Consider the following 20,819-nt stretch of genomic DNA (forward strand, 5'->3'; position numbering starts at 1 on the left):
CGCAGCGAATACCTCAAAGGCGGCGGCGTGCCCACCCTGATTGCCGTTTACCAAGACAACTCCGGCAAAGCGCGCGACATTGCTCTCTCTTACGCCGCAGCCAACGGCGGCACCAAAGGCGGCGTGATTGAAACCAACTTCCGCGAAGAAACCGAAACCGACCTTTTCGGCGAGCAAGCCGTATTGTGCGGCGGCGCGGTAGAGCTGGTGAAATGCGGCTTCGAAACCCTGGTTGAAGCCGGTTACGCCCCCGAAATGGCCTACTTCGAGTGCCTGCACGAGCTGAAGCTGATTGTGGATCTGATGTATGAAGGCGGTATCGCCAACATGAACTATTCGATTTCCAACAATGCGGAATACGGCGAATACGTTACCGGCCCCGAAGTGATTACGCCGGCCACCAAAGAAGCGATGAAAAAAGCGCTCTACCGCATTCAAAGCGGCGAATACGCCAAAATGTTCATTCAGGAAGGCGCCGCCAACTACGCCAGCATGACAGCCCGCCGTCGTCTGAACGCCGACCACCAAATCGAAAAAGTCGGCGCGCAACTGCGCAGCATGATGCCGTGGATTGCCAAAAACAAACTGGTGGATTTGGATAAAAACTAATCCGTTTGTTTTAAAACCGTGATGGTGTTTTAAAACAGAGCGATAAGGCCGTCTGAAAAACTTTCAGACGGCCTTTGTTTCAGGTTCGGCAAGTTCGCGCAAAAAGCGGTTGCTCAGGTTTTCAGACGGCCTGAACGGGCGTTGAAAAAAGTACCGTGTTGTTATAGATTGGCGGTATGAAACAATCGCGCCGAACATCAAAACGGCAAAGGAAAAGTCATGAAAATCAAAATGCTTGCAGCTCTGCTGTTCTGCTCCGCCGCCGCTGCGCAGGCGGCTTCGGGCGAGCGGCAGTGCAGGGCGTTGGCCAAGGCCAAACTCTACAACACCGAAATCACCGATGCACGCTGGGTCAAGGCCGGTGCGCTCGAGCGCGACGGCAATGCCGCGATGACGGGCGCTTCGGGCGGCGGTGTGCAATATCCCGCGCATTGTCTGGTGCAGGGCGCGATTGAGCGGCGGGTCGGGGTGAACGGCAAAAACTATGCCACCAACTTCCAGCTCCGCCTGCCCGAAAACTGGAACGCCAAATTCCTGTTTCAGGGTGGCGGCGGGATGAACGGCTTTATCGCCCCCGCCGTCGGCAGCATTCCCGTGCGCGGGGCGACGGCCGCGCCCGCGCTCAAACGCGGCTATGCGGTGGTAAGCACCGACGGCGGCCATCAGGGGCGTTCCGACGGCTCGTTCGGAGCCGACCAGCAGGCGCGTTTGGATTTGGCTTACGCGGCCATCGGCAAAGTGACCGTAACCGCCAAGCAGCTTGTGGAACAGTTTTACCGCCGCAAGCCCGAGTTGAGTTATTTTATGGGCTGTTCCAACGGAGGGCGCGAGGCGATGCTGGCGGCGATGCGTTATCCGCTCGAGTTTGACGGTGCGGTGGCAGGCAACCCCGGTTTCCGCCTGTCGAGTGCCGCCGTAGCGCAGGCTTGGGACAACCGGCATTTCATGGCCGCCGCGCCTACGGATGCAGCGGGTAACAAAATTTTTGCCGATGCGCTGACGCAGGCGGATTTGGATGCCGTGTCGCAAGGCGTTTTGAACCGTTGCGACGCTTCAGACGGCCTGAAGGACGGCATCGTCAATGCTTGGGAAAAATGCGATTTCAAACCTGAAATGGTGCAAAACCAAATCGGTAAAAAGAAAGTGGCGCTGCTCAATGCCGTGTTCGGCGGCGCGAAAAACAGCAAGGGCGAAAATGTTTACAGTTCATGGCCTTACGATACGGGTGTGAATACACCCGATTGGCGGGCTTGGAAGCTCGGCAAGTCGCAAACCGCCAAACCCGATGCGCGTAACATCACGCTCGGCGCGGTGTCGCTGCCGCAGTATTTCATGACGCCGTATCAGCCCGATTTCGACACGATGACGTTCAACTTCGATACCGATGTCGCCCAAACCGCCCAAATCGGTGCGCTCAACGATGCCGACGCCACCAATCTGACCACTTTCCAAGCGCGCGGCGGCAAAATGGTGGTGTTTGAGGGTGTGTCCGACCCCGTGTTTTCCGCCCACGATTTGCGCGACTGGTACAAACAGCTTTTGCAGGACACTTGGAACGCCCGCAATACCGTGCGCCTGTTTAACGTGCCGGGCATGACCCATTGCGGCGGCGGTTCCGCGCTCGACGATTTCGACCCGCTCACGGCACTGGAAAACTGGCGCGAAAAAGGCCGCGTGCCCGAATTTATGGTGGCTCAGGGCAAAGCCTTCCCCGGCAAAACCCAGCCCGTTTGCGCCTATCCCGCCGTGGCAACGTATAAAGGCGGCGATGTGAACAACGCCGCAAGTTTCGAATGCCGCCAGTAAGGGTAGGGCGAACGTAAGGCATAAGGCCGTCTGAAAAACGTTTCAGACGGCCTGTGTTTTTTAAGAAACCGTTTTGCGGCGTTTCGGGTTTATTGATACGTTGCTGAATATTAACGATGGATTCCCGCCTGCGCGGGAATGACGGTGGTGGGTAACAATGCCGTTGGCAGGATAGATAGGGTGGAAAGAAGGATAAGGCCGTCTGAAACGTTTTTCAGACGGCCTGTATTTTTGAGAAACCGCTTTTTCGGTGTTTTCGGTTTATTTGTACGTCGTTGAATATTAACGATGGATTCCCGTCTGCGTGGGATGATGGTTGCGAGCGATACTGTAATAAACCGGCACGACGGGGTACAAATACCGCCTGATTTTCATCAGGTTTGTCCGCGACGACAGGCCGTCTGTTTTCAGGGAGAACAGACGGCCTGTCCGTTCGGGCAGGAATCGGGGCAGAAGTACGGTTCGGGTTGCGGAAGGCCGTCTGAAAACACTTAAAACGGTACCGTAACGGTACGGTTTTTTACTCCACATCCAGCGGCACGCGGTACGGCGGTTTGGGAAACGCATCATCCAGTAGTGCCAGCTGTTCCGCATTCAGGCGGATGTCGAGACAGTCGGCGATTTCTTTCATGTGCGCGGTTTTGCCCGTGCGCGGGATGGATACCGTGTTGCTTTGTGCCAAGGTAAAGCACAGCAGCACCTGATACACGCTGATGCACAGTTCGGCGGCAAGCCGGCGGACGGCGGGATGTTCCGTCAAGCCGTCGCGCAGCGTGCCTGCCTGTGCCAGCGGACAGTAGGCCATAATGGGAATGCCGTGTGCGTCTTGAAACGGCTTGAGCGCGACTTCGATGCCGCGCGAGCCGAGATGATAGAGCACTTGGTTGGTGCGGCAGTTGGCGCCGTGTTCCAAGGCCAGCAGTTCTTCCATGTCTTCCAAGTCGAAATTCGATACGCCCCATGTGCGGATTTTGCCTTTGGCGGCCATGTTTTCGAGCATTTCCACCGTTTCCTCCAGCGGTGTGCCGCCGCGCCAGTGGTAGAGATAGAGGTCGAGATAGTCGGTTTGCAGGGCTTTGAGCGAAGCGTCGAGACTGTGTTCCATGTTGCGGCGGTTGGCGTTGCTCGGCAACACTTTGGAGACGAGAAATAATTTGTCGCGGGCAAACGGGCGCACCGCTTCGCCGACCAGCCGTTCGGAACGGCCGCTGCCGTACATTTCCGCCGTATCGATGATGCGGATGCCGCGTTCCAAGCCATAGCGCAGGGCGGCGGTTTCTTCCGTGCGGTTGCCCGACGGCTCGCCCAAAAACCATGTGCCCATGCCGAGTTTGCCGTAATCGAGAATGTCGGCCATGCTTCTGCTCCTTGTTTTAAGGTTTTGATACGGAACGGATTGTACACCCGCCGCAAGGTTTTCAGACGGCCTGCTTTGTCAACCTTTACCCGATTTAATCCGTTTGAATCTTTATCCTGACCGGTTCTCGGGTAAACTGCCCACCGTCCCACCATCGGAAAAATCCATGTATCACGGCGAACGATTCAACGCATACAGCCATTTGGCCGGCACCCTGCTGGCTTCGGCAGGTTTGGTTCTGCTGATTGTCAAAGCGCTGGACAGCAGCGGCCTGCATCTGGCCGGTGCGCTGACTTACGGCATCAGCCTTGTGCTGCTCTATCTCGGCTCAACCCTTTACCACAGCTTCCCGCAGCCGAAGCTCAAAAGCATTTTGCAGAAAATCGACCACTGCATGATTTACCTGCTGATTGCGGGCAGCTATACCCCGTTTACCCTGATTACCCTCAAAGGCGGCTGGGGTTGGACGATTTTCGGCATTTCCTGGGGACTGGCGCTGTTCGGCATTGCGCAGGAACTGACCATCGGCAGGAAAAGCGAAAAACGGCTGTTGTCGATGGTGCTATACGTTTTGATGGGCTGGCTGATTGTCGCCGCCCTGTATCCCCTGTCGCAAAACCTTTCCGGCTGGGGACTGTTCTGGCTGGTGCTCGGCGGCCTGCTGTACAGCGGCGGGATTTACTGGTTTGTCAACGACACCAAAATCAGGCACGCCCACGGCATCTGGCATCTGTTCGTACTCGGCGGCAGCCTGTCGCAGTTTGTCTGCGTTTATTTTTATGTGCTGTAACTCAGGCCGTCTGAAAACAAAAAGCGGTGTTTGAACCGTTTCCGTGTTCCGGCGGATGGTACAGGCGGATAAAAAATACGGTAAAACAGGCCGACAAACGGTTTTTGCGGAACATTTCGCAAAATCTGCTGACTAATAAAATTGCGTTCGGGTTTAAACCCCTTTTTCCGAACATTCCTATGTCTTAACAATAAATCTGATACACTATAACAATATCCTGCCAGCAAGAAAATTTATGCAAACCAAAAACTTTATCCTGCCCCTTATTCTGCTTGCCGTACTTTCAGCCTGCGGTTCGGAAGAGCCTTCCGCCGCTGCGTCGGAAGCATCCGCCGTATCCGCATCGGCCGTATCCGAACCCGCGCTGATGTCTGATTTGTCCGCATCGGATGTTTCCGCATCCGCAGCGTCTGCCGCATCCGCATCTGCGGCATCTTCTCCGGCAGCGGCTGCTCCGGCGGGATTGGGCGGTGCGCTCACGGAAATGTCGCGAGCAAAATGGCAGCGTTACCGTTGCAGCGAAAAAGGCGTGGTTGAGGCGAGATACTACAAAACCGCACAAGGGCCTGCCGCCCAAGTGCGCCACAACGGGCGGACATTCCATGCGCCATACAGCGCGCAGCAAAGCAACGAAGACTTGACCGCGTTCAGCAACGGCGAATTGACTTGGACCATCAGCAATGCGCTGCAAACCGATTTCTACCGTGAAGCGGATGGTTTTCTGGTGCGCAACGAACAACAGGAAATCAACGGTGAAATGACCGTGTTGGGCGAAGTTCTGGCATCCGAATGCGCTCCGTCGTAAAGAAAAGCAGGGGCAAAGAATAGGGGACTCCCGCCCTGGTTATGAAAACCGGTTATAAAATTCCCGACACAGGATGAATTTATCCCGATAAAAAGGCCGTCTGAAAATTTTTCAGACGGCCTTTCGATTTTCCGATTTTCATCCAACAGAATGCAGAAACGGCTGTTGGGATACGGTTTTAAAAACGGTATTCTACACCGATTTGCGCCTGCTGGCTGCGGTAGCGTTTGCGCAGTTGCGCTTCGTAGGCGGCGAACAGGTTGAGGTTTTCCGTGGGTTTGCCGTTGATGCGCAGGCCTGTGCTGCTGAGCGCACGGCCGGTTTTTTCCGAACGGTAGGCAAAGCCGGTTTCAGGCTGGCCGGTCAGGTTGGCATGGCCGCCGAATTGGTTGTCCAGCAACTCCGTGCCTGCGGCCAGATGGCTTTCGAGCTTGACGGCTTCTCCCAGCGGCAGTGTCCACTTCACGCCTGCGCGGGCGATGAGCGATTGGGCGTTGTCGGGGTTGACCGCAAGCAGTTGCGCCTGCGCCGTTTCGCCGCGTTCGCGGTAGCTGCGCATCCACAATTTGGTGTAGTCGGCGCGGACGAACGGGGTGAAGCTGCCGCCTGTCGGGAAGCTCACGCCCAAGCCTGCCTACGCACCGTGGAAGTTGTAACCGGCTTCGGCTTTACCGTTGTCGGCGAGGCTGCGGCGTTCGCTGTCGGTTTTGCCGTAGAAGCCGCCTGCCAGAAAGTCGATTTTGGCTTTGCCCGCTGCATAGTCGCCGTAGAGCAGGCCGTGCCAGCTTTGGCTGCGCAACTGCTGGGCGAAGGCAGTGTCGGCATCGTCTTGGCTGTAGGCTGCGGCGAAGCCGATGCGGTAGTTGCTGCCGGATGCGTCGCCGCCGATAACCACGGCGTTTTGATGCGCTTTATAACCGAAGCGGCTGCGGTCTTTGCGGCGGTTGTCGGTGGTTTTGGCCCAAACGTTGCGTTCGTTTTCGATAACGGGCTGCTGCTGCCGTGCGGCAACGGTTTGGGTAACGGCATCGGCGCTGCCCAATACGGCGGCGTTTGCCGAGCCGGATAACAATGCTATTTCTTCCAAGGCATACGAAATATTCAGTCTTTGGGTATAAACGGTATTTTCAGACGGCCTTTGTGTTTCGGCGGGAGGATCGTCCGTTTTGTTTGGCGTTGCGCCGATTTCCAGCGTCGGCTTTTCAGGCTCGGTAAGGCTTGCGCCTTTTTGCTGAACGGTTACCGCAGGTTTTTCATCGGCGGTAACGCCTGTTCCTTTTTGCTGGACTACGGGAACAGCCGGTTTTTCGGCTTCGGTAACACCCGTGCCTTTTTGATTCACAAGCCGTTCGGGCAGGGCAGGCTCGCTGACGCTGTTGCCTTTTTGCTGTGCAATAATGACGTCAGGTTTTTCGGACGCTGTAACGCCGCTGCTTTTTTGGTTAAACGGCTGTTCGGGCAAAGCAGGTTCTGTGATGCCGCTGCCGTTTTGTTGGTTAATGGCAATGGCAGGTTTTTCCGGCTCGCTCACACCGTTCCCTTTTTTGCGTTCAATTACAATTTCGGGTTTTTCAGGTTCGCTGATGCCTTTGCTGTTCTGATAAGCCAGTTCGGGCAAAGCAGGTTCGCTGACGCTGTCGCCTTTTTTGGTTTCAGCCGGCATTTCAGGTTTTGCAGGCTCGCTGATGCCTGTGCCGTTTTGACAAACCAGTTCGGGCAAGGCAGGTTCGCTTATCCCGTCGCCTTTTTGATGAACCGGTTTGGGATTGGCATTTTCGGTGGGTGTATTGGCGGTTTCCTCGGGTTTGGGAGTTGGAGGCTGCGGTTGTTCAACGGTCGGAGCCGGAGGCTGTGGCTGCTCAACGGGTGGAGCAGGTGGAACCGGAGGTTGCGGCGGGACAACGGGCGTGTTATCGATGGCAACCGTATGACTCTTGGCGGGATCGGATTCTTCGCCCGAACCGTTGTCCAAATAAGCATCAATAGCGATTTTTTCGGCATCGGCCGTCTGAACGGTAAAAGTTGCCGTGCCTGCACGCAGCATTTCATCGGTTACTTCGATGTCTTCGGTGGTCTCGTGTTCCACGCCGTTTTTCGTGGTTTTGACGGTAACGAATACCCAGTCGCCCGTTTTGGTGCCTTGCGGCAATGAAACCGATGCGGTGGCGGTCGGGGTGGGACGTTCGTCAGGCGTGAGTTTGCCGTCGCGGTTTTGGTCGGCGGTCAAGCCGATAACGGGTGCGCCTTGCCAGCGGCTTTGCGTGGTTTCAGGTACGGCTTTGTAGCGGCCGTTTTCATTGGCAAACGCTATCGCCGTGCGGTTGTCGGGGGCGGTCAGATTGACCGTGCCGGTGTTGTTGCCCACGCTGACATACACTTTGTTCAGTTCGGTTTCGCCTTTGATTTTTAAGTTGGCATCGCCCGAAATCCCGCCCGTAACGGTATTTTCGTTGGTAAAGCGGATTTCGTTTTTGCCTTGGGCATCGATATTGCCAACCACGATGGCGTTGTCTGCGGTCGGCTCAGCGTTGATGCGGGTGCCGTCTGAAAGCGTGAGCGTGCCGGTGATGTTCAGCTTATTGACCATCAAATCGGACTTGTCGGTAAGCGTCAGGTTTTGCACACCGTCAATCAGGGTCTCACGAAACGCACTTACCCCTTTGATTTCCAAAGTATTGTTGATCGATGTGCCGCCGATGTAGCCGCCGACTTTCTGCGTTTGGCTCACCACGCTTACCTTGCCTGTTACCGCGTTGCCCGTAACACCGAAATGAATGTCGCCAATCACTTCCGAACCGCTGTCAATGCTGATTTTGGCATCGGTGGTTTTGGTTTGGCCGTTTAGGTTGCCCGCCACGATGTGTTTGACGGTGGTGTTTTTGAGCACCAGCTCGGCGTTGCCCGCATCGCCTGCGGTATCCACGCCGTTGCCCAATACGAAGGTCGGACGGCTGAGCGGGTTGCTGCCCGTTTGGGTGCGGACGTTGTCCAGTTCCAAACGGTTGCCGTTGAGATAAATGTATTGGTCTTTTTCACGGGCGGCTTCGGCGGCAACATCTAAGTTGATGGCGTTGTTCAGTGAGGGCAAATCAAGATGGATGTTTTTGATGACGGTGTCGCCCGTTAACGAAAGCGGTGCACCGCGTACGGTCAGCGTGTTGCCGTCGCCGTCGATGGTAACTCCGCCCAGATTGAGCGGCTGGATTCTGCCGTTGGCTTCGGTGTGGCGGCTGACCACCACGTTGCCAAGCAGTTTGATGGTGTTGGGGTTTTGGCGGGCGTAGTGAAGGGCGGATTCAAAACTGTCGAAAGGCGAAGCTTGCGTGCCTGCACCCCCGCCGTTTTGTCCGATGACATCACGGACATACACGGTTGAAAAAGTTTGTGCGTAGGCACTTTGGCTGGCGGTTACGGCCATAACGGGCACCGCCATCATCAGGGCGAGCGCGATACGGTTTCGAGCGAATAACATGGTTTTCCCTTGGATTATTGTAATGTGTGTTATATATTTATCTAAAATAGGTAAATTATGTAATTTTATTTTTATTTAAAGCGTGATTTTGTAATGAATAAAGAAATTTTGTTGTGAAGTTATCGGTAGAGGCGGGCCGAACGGGTAGAAAAGATGGCCGTCTGAAAAATCGGTTTTTCAGACGGCCTGCGGTTTGCGGACGGATGGTGCAGGAGGTTTATTCGTCTTTGGCGGCTTCGATGCTCAGTTTTTTGCGGCGTTCGGCGGCTTTGAAGCGGCGCTGCTGCTCTTCTGTGGCAGGTTCGAGCGGGGGGACGGCAACGGGTTTGCCGTTTTCGACGGCCACCATGGTGAAGTAGCAGCTGTTGGTGTGGCGGACGGTACGGCTGCGGATGTCTTGCGCTTCGACGCGGATGCCGACTTCCATGGAGCTGCGGCCGGTGTAGTTGACGCTGGCGAGAAAGGTAACGAGTTCGCCGATGCGGATGGGTTCTTTAAACATGACTTTGTCGACCGACAGGGTAACGCAGTAATGGCCGCTGTAACTGCTGGCGCAGGCGTAGGCGACTTGGTCGAGCATTTTCAGCAAAACGCCGCCGTGGACGACGCCGCTGAAGTTGGCGGTGTCGGGTGTCATCAAGACGGACATCTGCAATTCGTGGGCGGGGTGGTTGTTGCGGGTGTTCATGGACTTTCCTTTTGTAGTGGTATGTAGTGGAGCATTGTAACGGGGCTTGGCTGTGTGTCAAAGCCATTTTTTGCGGCTGAAAAAAACCAGCAGCCCGACGATGATGCACAGCATCAGGCCGAGCACCATAAAATAACCGTAATGCCAGCGCAGTTCGGGCATATGGTCGAAATTCATGCCGTAGATGCCGGTGATGACGGTGAGCGGCATAAACAGGATGGTGATGACGGTCAAGACGCGCATCTGCCCGTTGAGGCGGTTTGACTGGAACGAGAGATGGATGTCCATCATGCTCAGCACCGTATCGCGGGAAGCGTCGAGCGATTCGATCAGCTGCATGGTATGGTCGTACACGTCGCGCAGGTAGAGGTGCGGTTCGCCGCGGAACACTTCGAATTCGCCGCGCGCCAGTTGCAGCATCACGTCGCGCAGCGGCAGGAGCGTGCGCCGCAGGCGCACGGCATCGCGCTTGAGACGGTGGATGCGGGTGAGGATGTCGCGGTGGTCGGCATTTTGGCTGAACAGGGTTTTGTCGATGTTTTCGACGCGGTTGTCGTATTGTTCGAGGGTAACGAAATAATCGTCGATCAGGCGGTCAAGGATGCGGTAGGCCAGGAACGGCGCGGTTTTGCTGCGGATGTCGTAACGGTTGTCGGCCATCTGGCGGCGGATGTCGGTAAACAGCCCCAGCCTGCGCTGCTGGAAGGTAAAAACGAAACGGCGGCCGAGTATCAGGTAAACAGGGTCGGATTGCAGTTTGCCCTGAACATATTGGAACACGCGCGCGGCAATGAACACATAGCCGCCGTAGTCTTCGATTTTGGGACGCTGCTTGCGGCTGAGAATGTCTTCAATCACCAAATCGTGCACGCCGTAGGGCGAGAGTATGCTTTTGAGCAGCACGGCGTCGTTGATGCCGACAAAGTGCAGCCACTCGGTTTCACCGTTTTCAGACGGCATCAACTGCGGCGGCGTGCCGTCGGGGGTATAGTCCTGCGAACGGAAAGAGTGTGCGGAATAAACGGTTTGGTGGACGGCGCGGGGCGGCGCGTTTTTCACGTCGCTGCGTTGCGCGGCTTCGTCGGCGGGCAGCAGAATCGGTTGGTTTTGGGGAGCGGTCATGGTCGGGCCGTCTGAAAAAAGAAGCGGGTATTTTAACCGATATGCCCGCAAGGCTTGAAATACGCCGATGCCGTCTGAAAAATGTTTTTCAGACGGCATCGGTCTTTTACGGCGTCGTACAGTTTGTCCGATTGTGGGGCACGCTGACTGTATCTGCGGTCTGTTGCGGACCAATCTGCCTTTGGGCTGAGACAGTTTTCGGTAAAACACCTGTGTGTTTTGATGTGAATGTCCTGCCGACATTCACGCGCAGGAAGAACTTTAAGGCAGGCCTTGCGGTTTATTCATGAGTGTGTGGAATATGAGCCACGGATTCCCGCCTGCGCGGGAATGACGGTATCGGTGTAAACGGCGAATCATAGAAACGCAAGCCAAACTCATCAAGGCCGTCTGAAAAACGGTTTTTCAGACGGCCTTATGTTTCTGAATGGGAGTCAATCAGCGCAGGAAACCTTTCTGCTGCAAATCGACCAAGCAGTTGGTAACGATTTGGGCGGTTACGTCGGCAAAGGCGGTTTTGGTTTTGACGGGCGTGCCTTGCGGGGCCTGTTTGTTGCCGATAACGGTGGTTACGGCGTGGTTGTAGGTTTCGCTGTGGGCGGTTGTGCCGTCGTTATAGCTGCATTCGAAGCGGTAGTTGTCGTCGAAACGATTGCCGGCCAAGCCGAAAGTCAGGCCGGTGGCCAAGCCTTTGGCGGCTGCTTTGCCGCGCTGGGAATCGGTGGCGGCAGTCAGTTTGATGACGGCGGGTGCGTTGTCGGAAGTGCGCACGACGCTGCTGCCGTTGAGTACGTCGGCGGCTTCGGCGGCAAAGCGGCGGTTGGCGGCTTCGGCTGGCTTGCCGTTAAGCAGGAACGCGGTTTCCAGGCGGACGCTGTGGGGTTGCGCGGGAATGGACAGCGACGACGAGCTGTGTTTGCGGTAATCGGGCGAAACGTAGGTGTGCGGTTTCACGCAGGCGGCAACGGCCAATACAAGCGGCAGGGTCAGGATGAAGGTTGTGCGGATATTCATTTCGTTGGTTCCATTCGGGTGGTTTTCGGGGCGGGCCGTCTGAAAAAACGGCGGTTTTCAGACGGCCTTATGTTTAATCGGGATGTTTTGTTGCCGCATTGGTTCGACAGCAAAAGTTTTGCAGTCAAATGAGACAACGGCTCGGACGATTGGTTCCGTACCGGCCATGCAACCGGTTGCCGTGAGGCGGCGGGCAGGGGTTCCGTATTCCGAAGACATTATAAAACAGCCTTCTGCATCTGCAAAAGGCTGTATCGGGTCAAACGGTGTATCAACGCAATTCGGCGTGCAGCCTGCCGAGCAGGGTGGAAGCGTCGCTGCCGTTGTAACGGCTGCCGTCTTTGTTGAAGATGCTCACGCGCGAACCGCCGTTGACAGGCTCGACGGCCACAATCAGTTGCGGGCGTTCGGCATTTTGTGCGGCTGCCTGCGCTTTTTTGCCTTTGCCGAACCAGCGGGAGAAGAGGCCGGGTTTTTTATTGGCTACGGCATCGCCTTCCTGAGGCGCGGGCTGTACCAAAAAGGCATGGCGCTGGGCGTTTTGGCCGACAACGGTCAGGCCGGTGCGCTCGAGGGCGAGTGCGGCACGACGCCAGTTGCGGGCATGGTCGCCGCTGACCAGCAGACTGCCGCCTTCGATGCGGGCCAAATCGCCGCCGGCACGGGCGGGCGATACGCCTGCCGCGGCCTGCTGCGCCTGTTGTGCGTCAACGCCGAGATACTGCATGAAGCGGCCTAAGAAAGCGGCTTCCAGGCTCGGATCGTTGGCGCGGGGCTGCCATCGGGTGGTGTCTTTGTTTTTGTCGGCATACACTTCCTGCATGCCTTTGTGGGCGAAGAATACTTCGGTGGAACCGTTTCTGCCCTGTTCGATGCGGATGGTGAATTTGTCGCGCTCGCTGGTGGAATAGATGCCGCCGAGTCCGACTTTTTCAAACATGCGGCGCAGGCCGTCGCCTTTGATTTTGGCACGGTTTTCCGCCCAATCGGTTTCCATCTGGCCGATGCCCGGCTCTTCGGATGCGATGCTGAAGCCGTTTTCCTGCCAGAAGGCTTTCAGGAGCGGCCAGATTTCGGCGGGCTGTTTGCCTTCGACCACAATCCAGCGTTGGCTGCCGTCGCGTTCCATGCGTACGCCGCGGATGCTTTGCAGTACGGATTGGTTGGCAGGCTGCTGTACGCCGCGCTTCATGTCGCTGGCACGCACGGCACCGCTGCCTGCGGGCAGGGCGTAGAGGTTGCCTTGGTTGGGGTTGCTCAAATCGGGCGGTACTTCCAGATTGACGACTTTGCGGTTTTGGCTCTGGTAGTCGAATTTGGGCTGGTCTTTACTGCTGGAGCAGGCGGCAAGGCCTGCAACGGTTACGGCTAATACTACCGGTTTGATACGGGTCATATCGTGCTTCCTGTGGTGTTAAATCAATTCTGCGGCTTCGAGCGCACTGCGTACTTTGACCTGCGCGGCTTCCGTGAGTTCAATCAGCGGCAGGCGCACATGAGGGGTGCATCTGCCCAATGTGCTGAGTGCCCATTTCGGTGCGGCGGGACTGGGTTCGCAGAACATCACGTCGTAAACGGGGATGAGTTTTTCGTTCAGACGGCGTGCTTCTGCGATATTGCCTGCGAGTGCGGCGCGGCACATGTCGGCAAACAGTTTCGGCGCAACATTGGCCGCAACGGTAATCACGCCGTGGCCGCCGCAGAGCATAAAGGCCAGTCCGGTGGGGTCGTCGCCGGAATAGACGGCGAAACCTTCGGGGGCGCGGTTGATTAAGTCGGTATCCCGTGCAATGTCGCCGCTGGCTTCTTTGACGCCGATGATGTTGGGGATTCCGGCCAGGCGCAAAACGGTGTCGTTGGTCATGTTGACCACGGTGCGGCCGGGTACGTTATAGACAATCATCGGAATCGAAACCGCCTCGGCAATGGTTTTGAAGTGGCGGTAGATGCCTTCTTGGGAAGGCTTGTTGTAATAGGGGACGACGGAAAGCGTGTAATCTGCGCCGATGCGTTCGGCCGCTTTGGAAAGCTCGACCGCTTCGGCGGTGTTGTTCGCCCCCGTACCCGCAATCACGGGCACGCGTTTGGCAGTGTGTTTGACCGTGGCTTCTACGACGGACAGGTGTTCGTCTACCGACAGGGTTGCGCTCTCGCCCGTGGTGCCGACGGCGACGATGCCGTCGGTGCCGTTTTCGATGTGCCAGTCAATCAGGTTTCTGAGTTGGTCGAAATTGATGCTGCCGTCTTGATTCATCGGGGTAATCAGGGCGACCAGGCTGCCTTGTAACATGGTAAAAACCTTTATTTGTCGGGGTCGGAATGAAAACCGATTGTAGCCTACTTTGCATTTCGTGTGAAATTTCCGCAAGGGGAATATGCCGTCTGAAACGCTGCCGACACAAAAGGCCGGATTTGCCGTCGGGCGGATGCGGGGCTGTCGGAACGGCGTGAAAAATGCCATCCGCCGCGGCCGTTTCGCCGGACACATTGTTTCCGTTGGAACGGAATGCCGGGGCAGGGTTCTGACGTTTCAGACGGCATTTTACGTCTAAACATCCGTCTGGCAAGAGTGTCGGGGTTCGGACGGCGTTTGGTTAAGACAAACGGTTGCGGATGCCGAACGGCGGTTTATCAGACGGCCTGTGCGCCGATGCCTTGTATTTATCGGCCTGTGCGCCGCAGGCGTTGTGCAGGGCCGTCTGAAAATTGAAGCGGCGGGGCGAATCCGATAAAATTCGGGCTTTACGTTTTTTGTGATTTTCTTACCCGTTTAAGGATTTTCGAACATGGCAGCCCCGATGGAAAAAACGGCCGATGCGCCGGATTTGGTGTACGGTTTGGAAGACAAGCCGCCTTTTATGAATGCGCTTTTGAGCGCGGTCACGCACCTTTTGGCGATTTTCGTGCCGATGATTACGCCCGCGCTGATTGTCGGCGGCGCGCTGAAGCTGCCGGTGGAAATGACGGCCTATCTGGTGTCGATGGCGATGGTGGCTTCGGGCATCGGCACTTATTTGCAGGTCAACCGTTTCGGCATGGTCGGTTCGGGCATGCTGTCGATTCAGTCGGTAAATTTCTCGTTTGTGACCGTAATGATTGCGCTGGGAACGGGTATGAAGGAAGGCGGCATGGACGAAAACGCCATGATTTCTACCTTGCTGGGCGTGTCGTTTGTCGGCGCGTTTTTGATTTGTTTTTCGGCTTTTCTGCTGCCTTATCTGAAAAAAGTGATTACGCCGACCGTGAGCGGCGTGGTGGTGATGCTTATCGGCCTGAGTCTGGTGCATGTGGGCATTACCGATTTTGGCGGCGGGTTTGCCGCGAAGGGCGACGGCACGTTCGGTTCGATGGAAAACTTGGGACTGGCTTCGCTGGTGCTGCTGATTGTTTTGCTGTTCAACTGCATGAAAAACCCGCTTTTGCGCATGAGCGGCATTGCCGTCGGCCTGATTGTGGGCTACATCGTCGCGCTGTTTTTGGGCAAGGTGGACTTTTCCGCGCTGCAAAACCTGCCCGTGATTACCGTGCCGGTTCCGTTCAAATACGGTTTTGCGTTCGACTGGCACGCGTTTATCGTGGCCGGTGCGATTTATCTCTTGAGCGTGTTTGAAGCCGTGGGCGATTTGACCGCCACCGCGATGGTGTCCGACCGCCCGATCGAAGGCGAGGAGTACACAAGCCGTCTGAAAGGCGGCGTGATGGCCGACGGGCTGGTGTCGGTGATTGCCACCGCGCTCGGTTCGCTGCCGCTGACCACGTTCGCGCAAAACAACGGCGTGATTCAGATGACCGGCGTGGCCTCGCGCCATGTCGGCAAATACATCGCCGCGATTCTGATTCTGCTGGGGCTGTTCCCCGTGATCGGCCGCGCGTTCACCATCATTCCCAGCCCTGTGTTGGGCGGTGCGATGGTGCTGATGTTCGGCCTGATTGCCATCGCGGGCGTGCGTATTTTGGTGAGCAACGGCATCCGCCGCCGCGAAGCCGTGATTGCCGCCACTTCCGTGGGCTTGGGTTTGGGCGTGGCGTTCGAGCCGGAAGTGTTCAAAAACCTGCCGGTGTTGTTCCAAAACTCGATTTCCGCAGGCGGCATCATGGCGGTGGTGCTGAACCTGATTCTGCCGCACGATGCCACCGACAAAGCCGTGTTCGCCGATACGCAGGATTTGGAACGGTAACGCGGATTACGGAACCGAGGCCGTCTGAAAAACAGTTTTCAGACGGCCTTTTGCCGTATTATCATCGCTGTGTTTTCCAAACATTACCGCAAAGGAGCAAATAAAATGTCAAAACAGAACACCACCCGCATCGGCTGGATCGGCTTGGGACAGATGGGCGTGCCGATGGTAACGCGCCTGCTCGACCACGGCATCGAAACCGGCATCTTCAACCGTTCGCCCGACAAAGGCGCAGCCCTGCTGGAAAAAGGCGCGAAGCCCTATACCGATGCGGCCGCACTGCTGCGCGATTACGATACCGTGGTGCTGATGGTGTCGGATTACGCCGCCGTCAATGAAATCGTCGAAGGCGTGAAAGGCGGCTTGGCGGGCAAAACCATCGTGAACATGAGCACCATCGCGCCGTCTGAAAACCTGAAAATCAAAGCATTGGTTGAGGCAAACGGTGGGCGCTTCGCCGAAGCGCCCGTGTCCGGCTCGGTTGTGCCCGCCACCAACGGTACGCTGCTGATTCTGTTCGGCGGCGATGCCGATGTTCTCGCCCCACTGCAAAACGTGTTCGCCGCGATGGGGCAGCGCACCTTCCATTTCGGCGGCGTGGGCAAAGGTTCGGGCGCGAAGCTCGTGCTCAATTCGCTGTTGGGCATTTTCGGCGAAGCCTACGCCGAAGCCATGCTGATGGGCGAGGCGTTCGGCATCGATTTGAACGAGCTGGCCGAAGCGGTGGGCGGTTCGGCCATGAATTCGCCGATGTTCCAAACCAAAAAACCGCTGCTGCTGAACAAGGAATTTCCCGCCGCCTTTATGCTCAAACACGCCGCCAAAGATTTGAAGCTGGCCGTGGGCGAGCTGTCCGCCGCAGGTGCTTCCGTACCTGCCGTGGAGCTGGTGTCGCAAAACTATACCGCCGCCGCGGAAGCGGGATTGGGTGGGGAGGACGTGGCGGGCATTTACCGTTATCTGGCAAAATGTTAAACCCCGCCGCAAGCCCTGCCATGCGGTTTTGTCCGCCCGCAAAGGCCGTCTGAAAACCTGCCGCAACGACGTTTACCTTTTTCAGACGGCCTTTGCCTTCCTTCCCGAAATTCCATGACCTACGAAACCTGGCTGCTGTTTCTCGGCAGCACCTTCATCATTTCCGCCACGCCGGGGTCGAACATGCTGCTGGCTTTCCAGTTCGGCCTGAATTACGGTTTCAGGAAAACGCTCTGCACGCTGGCGGGGCTGAGCCTCGGGCTGTTCCTGCTTTTGGCCGTGTCGCTGGCGTTTGTCGGCTGGCTGAGCCAAAACGCGCCGCTGCTGTTTGAAGTCATGAAAACCGCCGCCGCGCTGTATCTGGCGTGGCTCGGCATCCGCATTTGGCGCGGTGCGGCGGCGGAAATGGGCAGCAGCAGTATCCGCGTCGTTCCCATGCCGTGGAAACTGTTCCGCACGGGCGTGGCCGTATCGCTGTCCAACCCCAAAGCCATCCTGTTTTTCGCCGCGCTGTTCCCGAAATTTCTCAACACTTCCGCGCCGCTGATGCCGCAATACCTGGTGCTGACGCTGACGTTTTTCGCGGTGGAAACTTTCTGGCAGCTGGTGTACACCGGCGGCGGCAGGGCGTTGGCAGCGTGGTTGGGGCAGGGCAGGCGGCTGATGTGGCTCAACCGCAGTTGCGGCGCGGTGTTTGTATTGCTGGCGGCGGGATTGCTTTGGGATATGTTCAAGGCCGTCTGAAACGGTTTTCTTTGTTACAATAATCTTTTTTCAGACGGCCTTCAGGAGCGGAATATGAAAATCGCAGTCGTGGATTACGGCATGGGCAACCTGCATTCGGTGTTGAAATCCGTGCAGGCCGCGCAAAAACTCGCGGATACGGGCGCGGAAATCTATCTGACCGACAAGCCCGACGAAGTGTTCGCCGCCGACAAAATCGTTTTCCCGGGGCAGGGCGCGATGCCCGACTGCATGGCCGCGCTGAACCAAAGCGGCTTGGGTGAAGCGGTTGCAGACGGCCTGAAAAACAAGCCGTTTTTCGGTATCTGCGTGGGCGCGCAACTGCTGTTCGAACACAGCGAAGAAGGCAATACGGCCGGGCTGGGCCGGTTTCGCGGGCAGGTAAAGCGTTTTGCCGCAGGTTTGAGCGATGCGGAAGGCGGCCGTCTGAAAGTGCCGCACATGGGCTGGAACACGGTGCGCCAAACGCAGCCGCATCCGCTGTTCAAAGACATCGCGCAAGACACCCGCTTCTATTTCGTCCACAGCTATTATTTCGCGCCCGAAGACGAAAGCATCGTTTTGGGCACGAGCGACTACCCCGACCGCTTCGCCTGCATCGTCGGACGCGACAACGTTTTCGCCACCCAGTTCCACACCGAAAAAAGCCATGACGGCGGGCTGCTGCTTTTACGCAACTTTTTGCGTTGGAACGGCTGATTTCCGCCGCGCCGAAACAATCATTTCTGCTAAAAACCGATAATTTATGTAAAATACACGCCGACTCCGCCGCGGCTTTTCAGACGGCATCCAGGCCGTCTGAAAACATACTGTAAGGAAAAAACATGCTGCTGATTCCCGCAATCGACTTAAAAGAAGGCCAATGCGTGCGCCTGAAACAGGGCTTGATGAACGAAGCCACCGTGTTTTCCGATAAGCCCGCCGAAACCGCGCTGCACTGGTTCAAACAAGGTGCGCGCCGCCTGCATCTGGTGGATTTGGACGGCGCGTTTGCGGGCAAACCGAAAAACCTCGAAGCCATCGCCGGCATTCTGGCCGCAGTGGGCAAAGACATCCCCGTCCAGCTTGGCGGCGGCATCCGCGATTTGCCGACCATCGAAAAATATCTGGATTTGGGTTTGACCGACGTGATTATCGGCACGGCGGCGGTGAAAAACCCCGATTTCGTCCGCCAAGCCTGCAAAGAGTTTGCCGGACACATCATCGTCGGTCTTGACGCCAAAGACGGCATGGTGGCCATCGACGGCTGGGCCACGGTAACCGAACACCATGTGGCCGATTTGAGCAGGCGGTTTGAAGACGACGGCGTCAACAGCATCATCTACACCGACATCGGCCGCGACGGCATGATGAGCGGCGTAAACATCGAAGCCACGGTCAAACTCGCCGAAGCGGTGAAAATCCCCGTGATTGCGTCGGGCGGCCTGACCGATTTGAACGACATCCGCGCTTTGTGCGCCGTCGAAAAAAGCGGTGTGGCCGGTGCCGTTACCGGCCGCGCGATTTACGAAGGCAGCATCGATTTTGCCGAAGCGCAGCAACTGGCCGATTCGCTGGCCGCCTGATGTTTTCAGACGGCCCGAACGCCGTCTGAAAAATTTCCGTATCAGATTTCGGCCTTGCGCACATAAAACACAACAGCGCGGCCATCCGTTTTACCGACATTGCATTTTAAAAAGGGAACTTACTCCATGTTTGCAGCATTCATACTGATTTTCTGGATGGTTTGGTCGGCGAACCGCGACGTTTACGCCTTGAGCGAAAGCCTGTGGTTCACCCTGCTGGTCGTCATCCTCCAAGCCGGCATGGATTTCAATATGCCGCTGATTACCAACGAATGGATGCTGAAACACGCCGTGCTGTGGGCTTATGCCGCCCTTGCCATGTTTGCTGGCAACCGCTGGGGCACGAGCTTCATGTTTACCGTGGTACTGGCCGTGGCCGCAGGCTTGGGCTATTACTGGCTTTACGGCAACGCCGGTACGTTCGTTGCACAATATCTGGCCGCGTAAACAGCCTGCGTGTGCCGCACCGCTTTTCATGGTTTGTCCGCTGTGTATTCAGGCCGTCTGAAATTTCAGACGGCATCCATTCTTCAAAAAGGCACAATCGATATGGCACTCGCAAAACGCATCATCCCCTGTCTCGACGTGGATAACGGCCGCGTCGTCAAAGGCGTCAACTTTCTCGGCCTGCGCGACGCGGGCAACCCCGTTGATGTCGCCAAACGCTACAACGACGAAGGTGCCGACGAACTCACTTTTCTCGACATCACCGCCAGCAGCGACGGTCGCGACACCATCCTGCATGTGATTGAAGACGTGGCGTCGCAGGTGTTCATTCCGCTTACCGTCGGCGGCGGCGTGCGCAGCGTGGCCGACGTGCGCCGCCTGCTGAATGCGGGCGCAGACAAAGCCAGTATCAACACCGCCGCCGTAACCAACCCCGATTTGGTCAACGAAGCCGCCGGATTTTTCGGCTCGCAGGCCATCGTCGTCGCCATCGATGCCAAAGCAGTCAACCCCGAAAACACCCGCTGGGAAGTGTTTACCCACGGCGGCCGCAAGGCCACGGGGCTGGACGCGGTGGAGTGGGCGAAAAATATGCAGGCACGCGGCGCAGGCGAAATCCTGCTGACCAGCATGGACAGGGACGGCACCAAAATCGGTTTCAACCTGCCGCTGACCTGCGCCATTTCCGAAGCCGTCGATATTCCCGTGATTGCATCGGGCGGCGTGGGCAACGTGCAGCACCTGATCGACGGTGTGAAAGAAGGCAAGGCCGATGCCGTGCTGGCTGCGAGCATCTTCCATTTCGGCGAAGTATCGATCCGCGAAGCGAAACTGGCGATGCAGGCGGCGGGGATTGAAATGCGGTTGTGAACTTCGGGCAAGTCGTGTGCGGCAGTTTTAATGCGGAAGTTTTTATAAAGCCAAAGGCCGTCTGAAATTTCAGACGGCCTTTGACGTGTACGGTTGCGTTGTATGGAACGTTCAACGTGATTGCAGGGATTTTGGAACAACGTAGGTTCAGTTGGCCGTCGTAAACGGCTCAACCGTATGCAGGGACAAAAAACGGCAACGCCGTCTGCAACAGATTTTTCAGACGGCGTTTTTCTTGTATAGCAAATAAACTTATTTATCGATACACACCTGAAACAGCCAATCCACATCCGTAATTCGCAGCCGATTCCTAACACCTTTAATCCAAGCCCACTTTTTCTCTATCTGATTCAGATCGGGGCTATAAGGTGGAAGCC

19 protein-coding genes are annotated in these 20,819 nt (G+C 56.7%); 11 read left to right on the forward strand and 8 right to left on the reverse strand.

What is annotated here, in order from left to right; translation table 11 throughout:
- Together ilvC and ACEYDX_RS09535 are read left to right on the forward strand one after the other, a co-directional pair.
- Nucleotides 1–609 (forward strand): ketol-acid reductoisomerase (gene ilvC, locus ACEYDX_RS09530; RefSeq protein WP_373741789.1); only part of this gene is annotated, 609 nt, incomplete at its 5' end.
- Between the two features lie 219 nt (nt 610–828).
- Nucleotides 829–2,415, forward strand: a complete 1,587-nt coding sequence (locus tag ACEYDX_RS09535; protein WP_373741790.1) for a tannase/feruloyl esterase family alpha/beta hydrolase — start codon at nt 829–831, stop codon at nt 2,413–2,415.
- 520 nt (nt 2,416–2,935) lie between these two features.
- Here the strand turns inward: ACEYDX_RS09535 and ACEYDX_RS09540 are convergent.
- Nucleotides 2,936–3,772 (reverse strand): aldo/keto reductase, encoded by an 837-nt coding sequence (locus ACEYDX_RS09540; RefSeq protein WP_373741791.1) that lies wholly within the window; start codon nt 3,770–3,772, stop codon nt 2,936–2,938.
- Between the two features lie 166 nt (nt 3,773–3,938).
- On the opposite strand from ACEYDX_RS09540, the gene ACEYDX_RS09545 reads away from it, so the two are divergent.
- A complete protein-coding gene (locus ACEYDX_RS09545) occupies nt 3,939–4,562 on the forward strand; it encodes a hemolysin III family protein (protein ID WP_373741792.1) in 624 nt (207 codons plus the stop codon).
- Nucleotides 4,563–4,797: 235 nt separating this feature from the next.
- Nucleotides 4,798–5,367 carry a hypothetical protein gene (locus ACEYDX_RS09550; protein ID WP_373741793.1) on the forward strand — a complete coding sequence of 190 codons (570 nt, stop codon included), beginning with the start codon at nt 4,798–4,800 and terminating at the stop codon, nt 5,365–5,367.
- Nucleotides 5,368–5,545: 178 nt separating this feature from the next.
- Here ACEYDX_RS09550 and ACEYDX_RS09555 read toward each other — a convergent pair whose 3' ends face one another.
- From ACEYDX_RS09555 to dapA, 7 genes are all read right to left on the reverse strand, one after another.
- Entirely contained in the window at nt 5,546–5,989 is a 444-nt protein-coding gene (locus ACEYDX_RS09555; RefSeq protein WP_373741794.1) for an autotransporter domain-containing protein, read from the reverse strand.
- Nucleotides 5,990–6,001: 12 nt separating this feature from the next.
- Nucleotides 6,002–8,839 carry a hypothetical protein gene (locus ACEYDX_RS09560; RefSeq protein WP_373741795.1) on the reverse strand — a complete coding sequence of 946 codons (2,838 nt, stop codon included), beginning with the start codon at nt 8,837–8,839 and terminating at the stop codon, nt 6,002–6,004.
- A 217-nt stretch (nt 8,840–9,056) separates the two neighbouring features.
- Entirely contained in the window at nt 9,057–9,527 is a 471-nt protein-coding gene (locus ACEYDX_RS09565; RefSeq protein WP_373741796.1) for an acyl-CoA thioesterase, read from the reverse strand.
- A gap of 57 nt (nt 9,528–9,584) precedes the next feature.
- Nucleotides 9,585–10,748, reverse strand: a complete 1,164-nt coding sequence (corA, locus tag ACEYDX_RS09570; RefSeq protein WP_373741797.1) for a magnesium/cobalt transporter CorA — start codon at nt 10,746–10,748, stop codon at nt 9,585–9,587.
- Between the two features lie 339 nt (nt 10,749–11,087).
- Nucleotides 11,088–11,663 (reverse strand): hypothetical protein, encoded by a 576-nt coding sequence (locus ACEYDX_RS09575; protein WP_373741798.1) that lies wholly within the window; start codon nt 11,661–11,663, stop codon nt 11,088–11,090.
- Between the two features lie 271 nt (nt 11,664–11,934).
- Entirely contained in the window at nt 11,935–13,059 is a 1,125-nt protein-coding gene (gene bamC / locus ACEYDX_RS09580; RefSeq protein ID WP_373741799.1) for an outer membrane protein assembly factor BamC, read from the reverse strand.
- 18 nt (nt 13,060–13,077) lie between these two features.
- Nucleotides 13,078–13,953, reverse strand: a complete 876-nt coding sequence (gene dapA, locus ACEYDX_RS09585) for a 4-hydroxy-tetrahydrodipicolinate synthase (protein WP_373741800.1) — start codon at nt 13,951–13,953, stop codon at nt 13,078–13,080.
- 496 nt (nt 13,954–14,449) lie between these two features.
- On the opposite strand from dapA, the gene ACEYDX_RS09590 reads away from it, so the two are divergent.
- The 7 genes from ACEYDX_RS09590 to hisF all read left to right on the forward strand — a co-directional run bounded on the left by ACEYDX_RS09590 (nt 14,450) and on the right by hisF (nt 20,442).
- On the forward strand, nt 14,450–15,841 hold the full coding sequence (locus ACEYDX_RS09590; RefSeq protein ID WP_373741801.1) for a nucleobase:cation symporter-2 family protein: 1,392 nt from the start codon (nt 14,450–14,452) through the stop codon (nt 15,839–15,841).
- Nucleotides 15,842–15,946: 105 nt separating this feature from the next.
- Complete coding sequence (locus tag ACEYDX_RS09595; RefSeq protein WP_373741802.1) at nt 15,947–16,816, forward strand: NAD(P)-dependent oxidoreductase; 870 nt, start codon at nt 15,947–15,949, stop codon at nt 16,814–16,816.
- Between the two features lie 114 nt (nt 16,817–16,930).
- Complete coding sequence (locus tag ACEYDX_RS09600) at nt 16,931–17,560, forward strand: LysE family translocator (RefSeq protein WP_373741803.1); 630 nt, start codon at nt 16,931–16,933, stop codon at nt 17,558–17,560.
- A gap of 54 nt (nt 17,561–17,614) precedes the next feature.
- Nucleotides 17,615–18,259 carry an imidazole glycerol phosphate synthase subunit HisH gene (gene hisH / locus ACEYDX_RS09605; RefSeq protein ID WP_373741804.1) on the forward strand — a complete coding sequence of 215 codons (645 nt, stop codon included), beginning with the start codon at nt 17,615–17,617 and terminating at the stop codon, nt 18,257–18,259.
- A 125-nt stretch (nt 18,260–18,384) separates the two neighbouring features.
- Nucleotides 18,385–19,125, forward strand: a complete 741-nt coding sequence (gene hisA, locus ACEYDX_RS09610) for a 1-(5-phosphoribosyl)-5-[(5-phosphoribosylamino)methylideneamino]imidazole-4-carboxamide isomerase (protein ID WP_373741805.1) — start codon at nt 18,385–18,387, stop codon at nt 19,123–19,125.
- Nucleotides 19,126–19,251: 126 nt separating this feature from the next.
- Complete coding sequence (locus ACEYDX_RS09615) at nt 19,252–19,572, forward strand: hypothetical protein (protein WP_373741806.1); 321 nt, start codon at nt 19,252–19,254, stop codon at nt 19,570–19,572.
- A gap of 102 nt (nt 19,573–19,674) precedes the next feature.
- Complete coding sequence (gene hisF, locus ACEYDX_RS09620) at nt 19,675–20,442, forward strand: imidazole glycerol phosphate synthase subunit HisF (RefSeq protein ID WP_373741807.1); 768 nt, start codon at nt 19,675–19,677, stop codon at nt 20,440–20,442.
- The last annotated feature ends 377 nt before the right edge of the window (nt 20,443–20,819 follow it).

The sequence above is a fragment of the Neisseria sp. genome (genome assembly GCF_041804105.1).
GTDB lineage: Bacteria > Pseudomonadota > Gammaproteobacteria > Burkholderiales > Neisseriaceae > Neisseria.

Bases quoted from the DNA above. Each gene is read 5' to 3' on its own strand.
- ACEYDX_RS09535 (WP_373741790.1), top strand. From the start codon at position 829: ATGAAAATCAAAATGCTTGCAGCTCTGCTGTTCTGCTCCGCCGCCGCT.
- ACEYDX_RS09540 (WP_373741791.1), bottom strand. From the start codon at position 3,772: ATGGCCGACATTCTCGATTACGGCAAACTCGGCATGGGCACATGGTTT.
- ACEYDX_RS09545 (WP_373741792.1), top strand. From the start codon at position 3,939: ATGTATCACGGCGAACGATTCAACGCATACAGCCATTTGGCCGGCACC.
- ACEYDX_RS09550 (WP_373741793.1), top strand. From the start codon at position 4,798: ATGCAAACCAAAAACTTTATCCTGCCCCTTATTCTGCTTGCCGTACTT.
- ACEYDX_RS09560 (WP_373741795.1), bottom strand. From the start codon at position 8,839: ATGTTATTCGCTCGAAACCGTATCGCGCTCGCCCTGATGATGGCGGTG.
- ACEYDX_RS09565 (WP_373741796.1), bottom strand. From the start codon at position 9,527: ATGAACACCCGCAACAACCACCCCGCCCACGAATTGCAGATGTCCGTC.
- corA (WP_373741797.1), bottom strand. From the start codon at position 10,748: ATGCCGTCTGAAAAACATTTTTCAGACGGCATCGGCGTATTTCAAGCC.
- ACEYDX_RS09575 (WP_373741798.1), bottom strand. From the start codon at position 11,663: ATGAATATCCGCACAACCTTCATCCTGACCCTGCCGCTTGTATTGGCC.
- bamC (WP_373741799.1), bottom strand. From the start codon at position 13,059: ATGACCCGTATCAAACCGGTAGTATTAGCCGTAACCGTTGCAGGCCTT.
- dapA (WP_373741800.1), bottom strand. From the start codon at position 13,953: ATGTTACAAGGCAGCCTGGTCGCCCTGATTACCCCGATGAATCAAGAC.
- ACEYDX_RS09590 (WP_373741801.1), top strand. From the start codon at position 14,450: ATGGCAGCCCCGATGGAAAAAACGGCCGATGCGCCGGATTTGGTGTAC.
- ACEYDX_RS09595 (WP_373741802.1), top strand. From the start codon at position 15,947: ATGTCAAAACAGAACACCACCCGCATCGGCTGGATCGGCTTGGGACAG.
- ACEYDX_RS09600 (WP_373741803.1), top strand. From the start codon at position 16,931: ATGACCTACGAAACCTGGCTGCTGTTTCTCGGCAGCACCTTCATCATT.
- hisH (WP_373741804.1), top strand. From the start codon at position 17,615: ATGAAAATCGCAGTCGTGGATTACGGCATGGGCAACCTGCATTCGGTG.
- hisA (WP_373741805.1), top strand. From the start codon at position 18,385: ATGCTGCTGATTCCCGCAATCGACTTAAAAGAAGGCCAATGCGTGCGC.
- ACEYDX_RS09615 (WP_373741806.1), top strand. From the start codon at position 19,252: ATGTTTGCAGCATTCATACTGATTTTCTGGATGGTTTGGTCGGCGAAC.
- hisF (WP_373741807.1), top strand. From the start codon at position 19,675: ATGGCACTCGCAAAACGCATCATCCCCTGTCTCGACGTGGATAACGGC.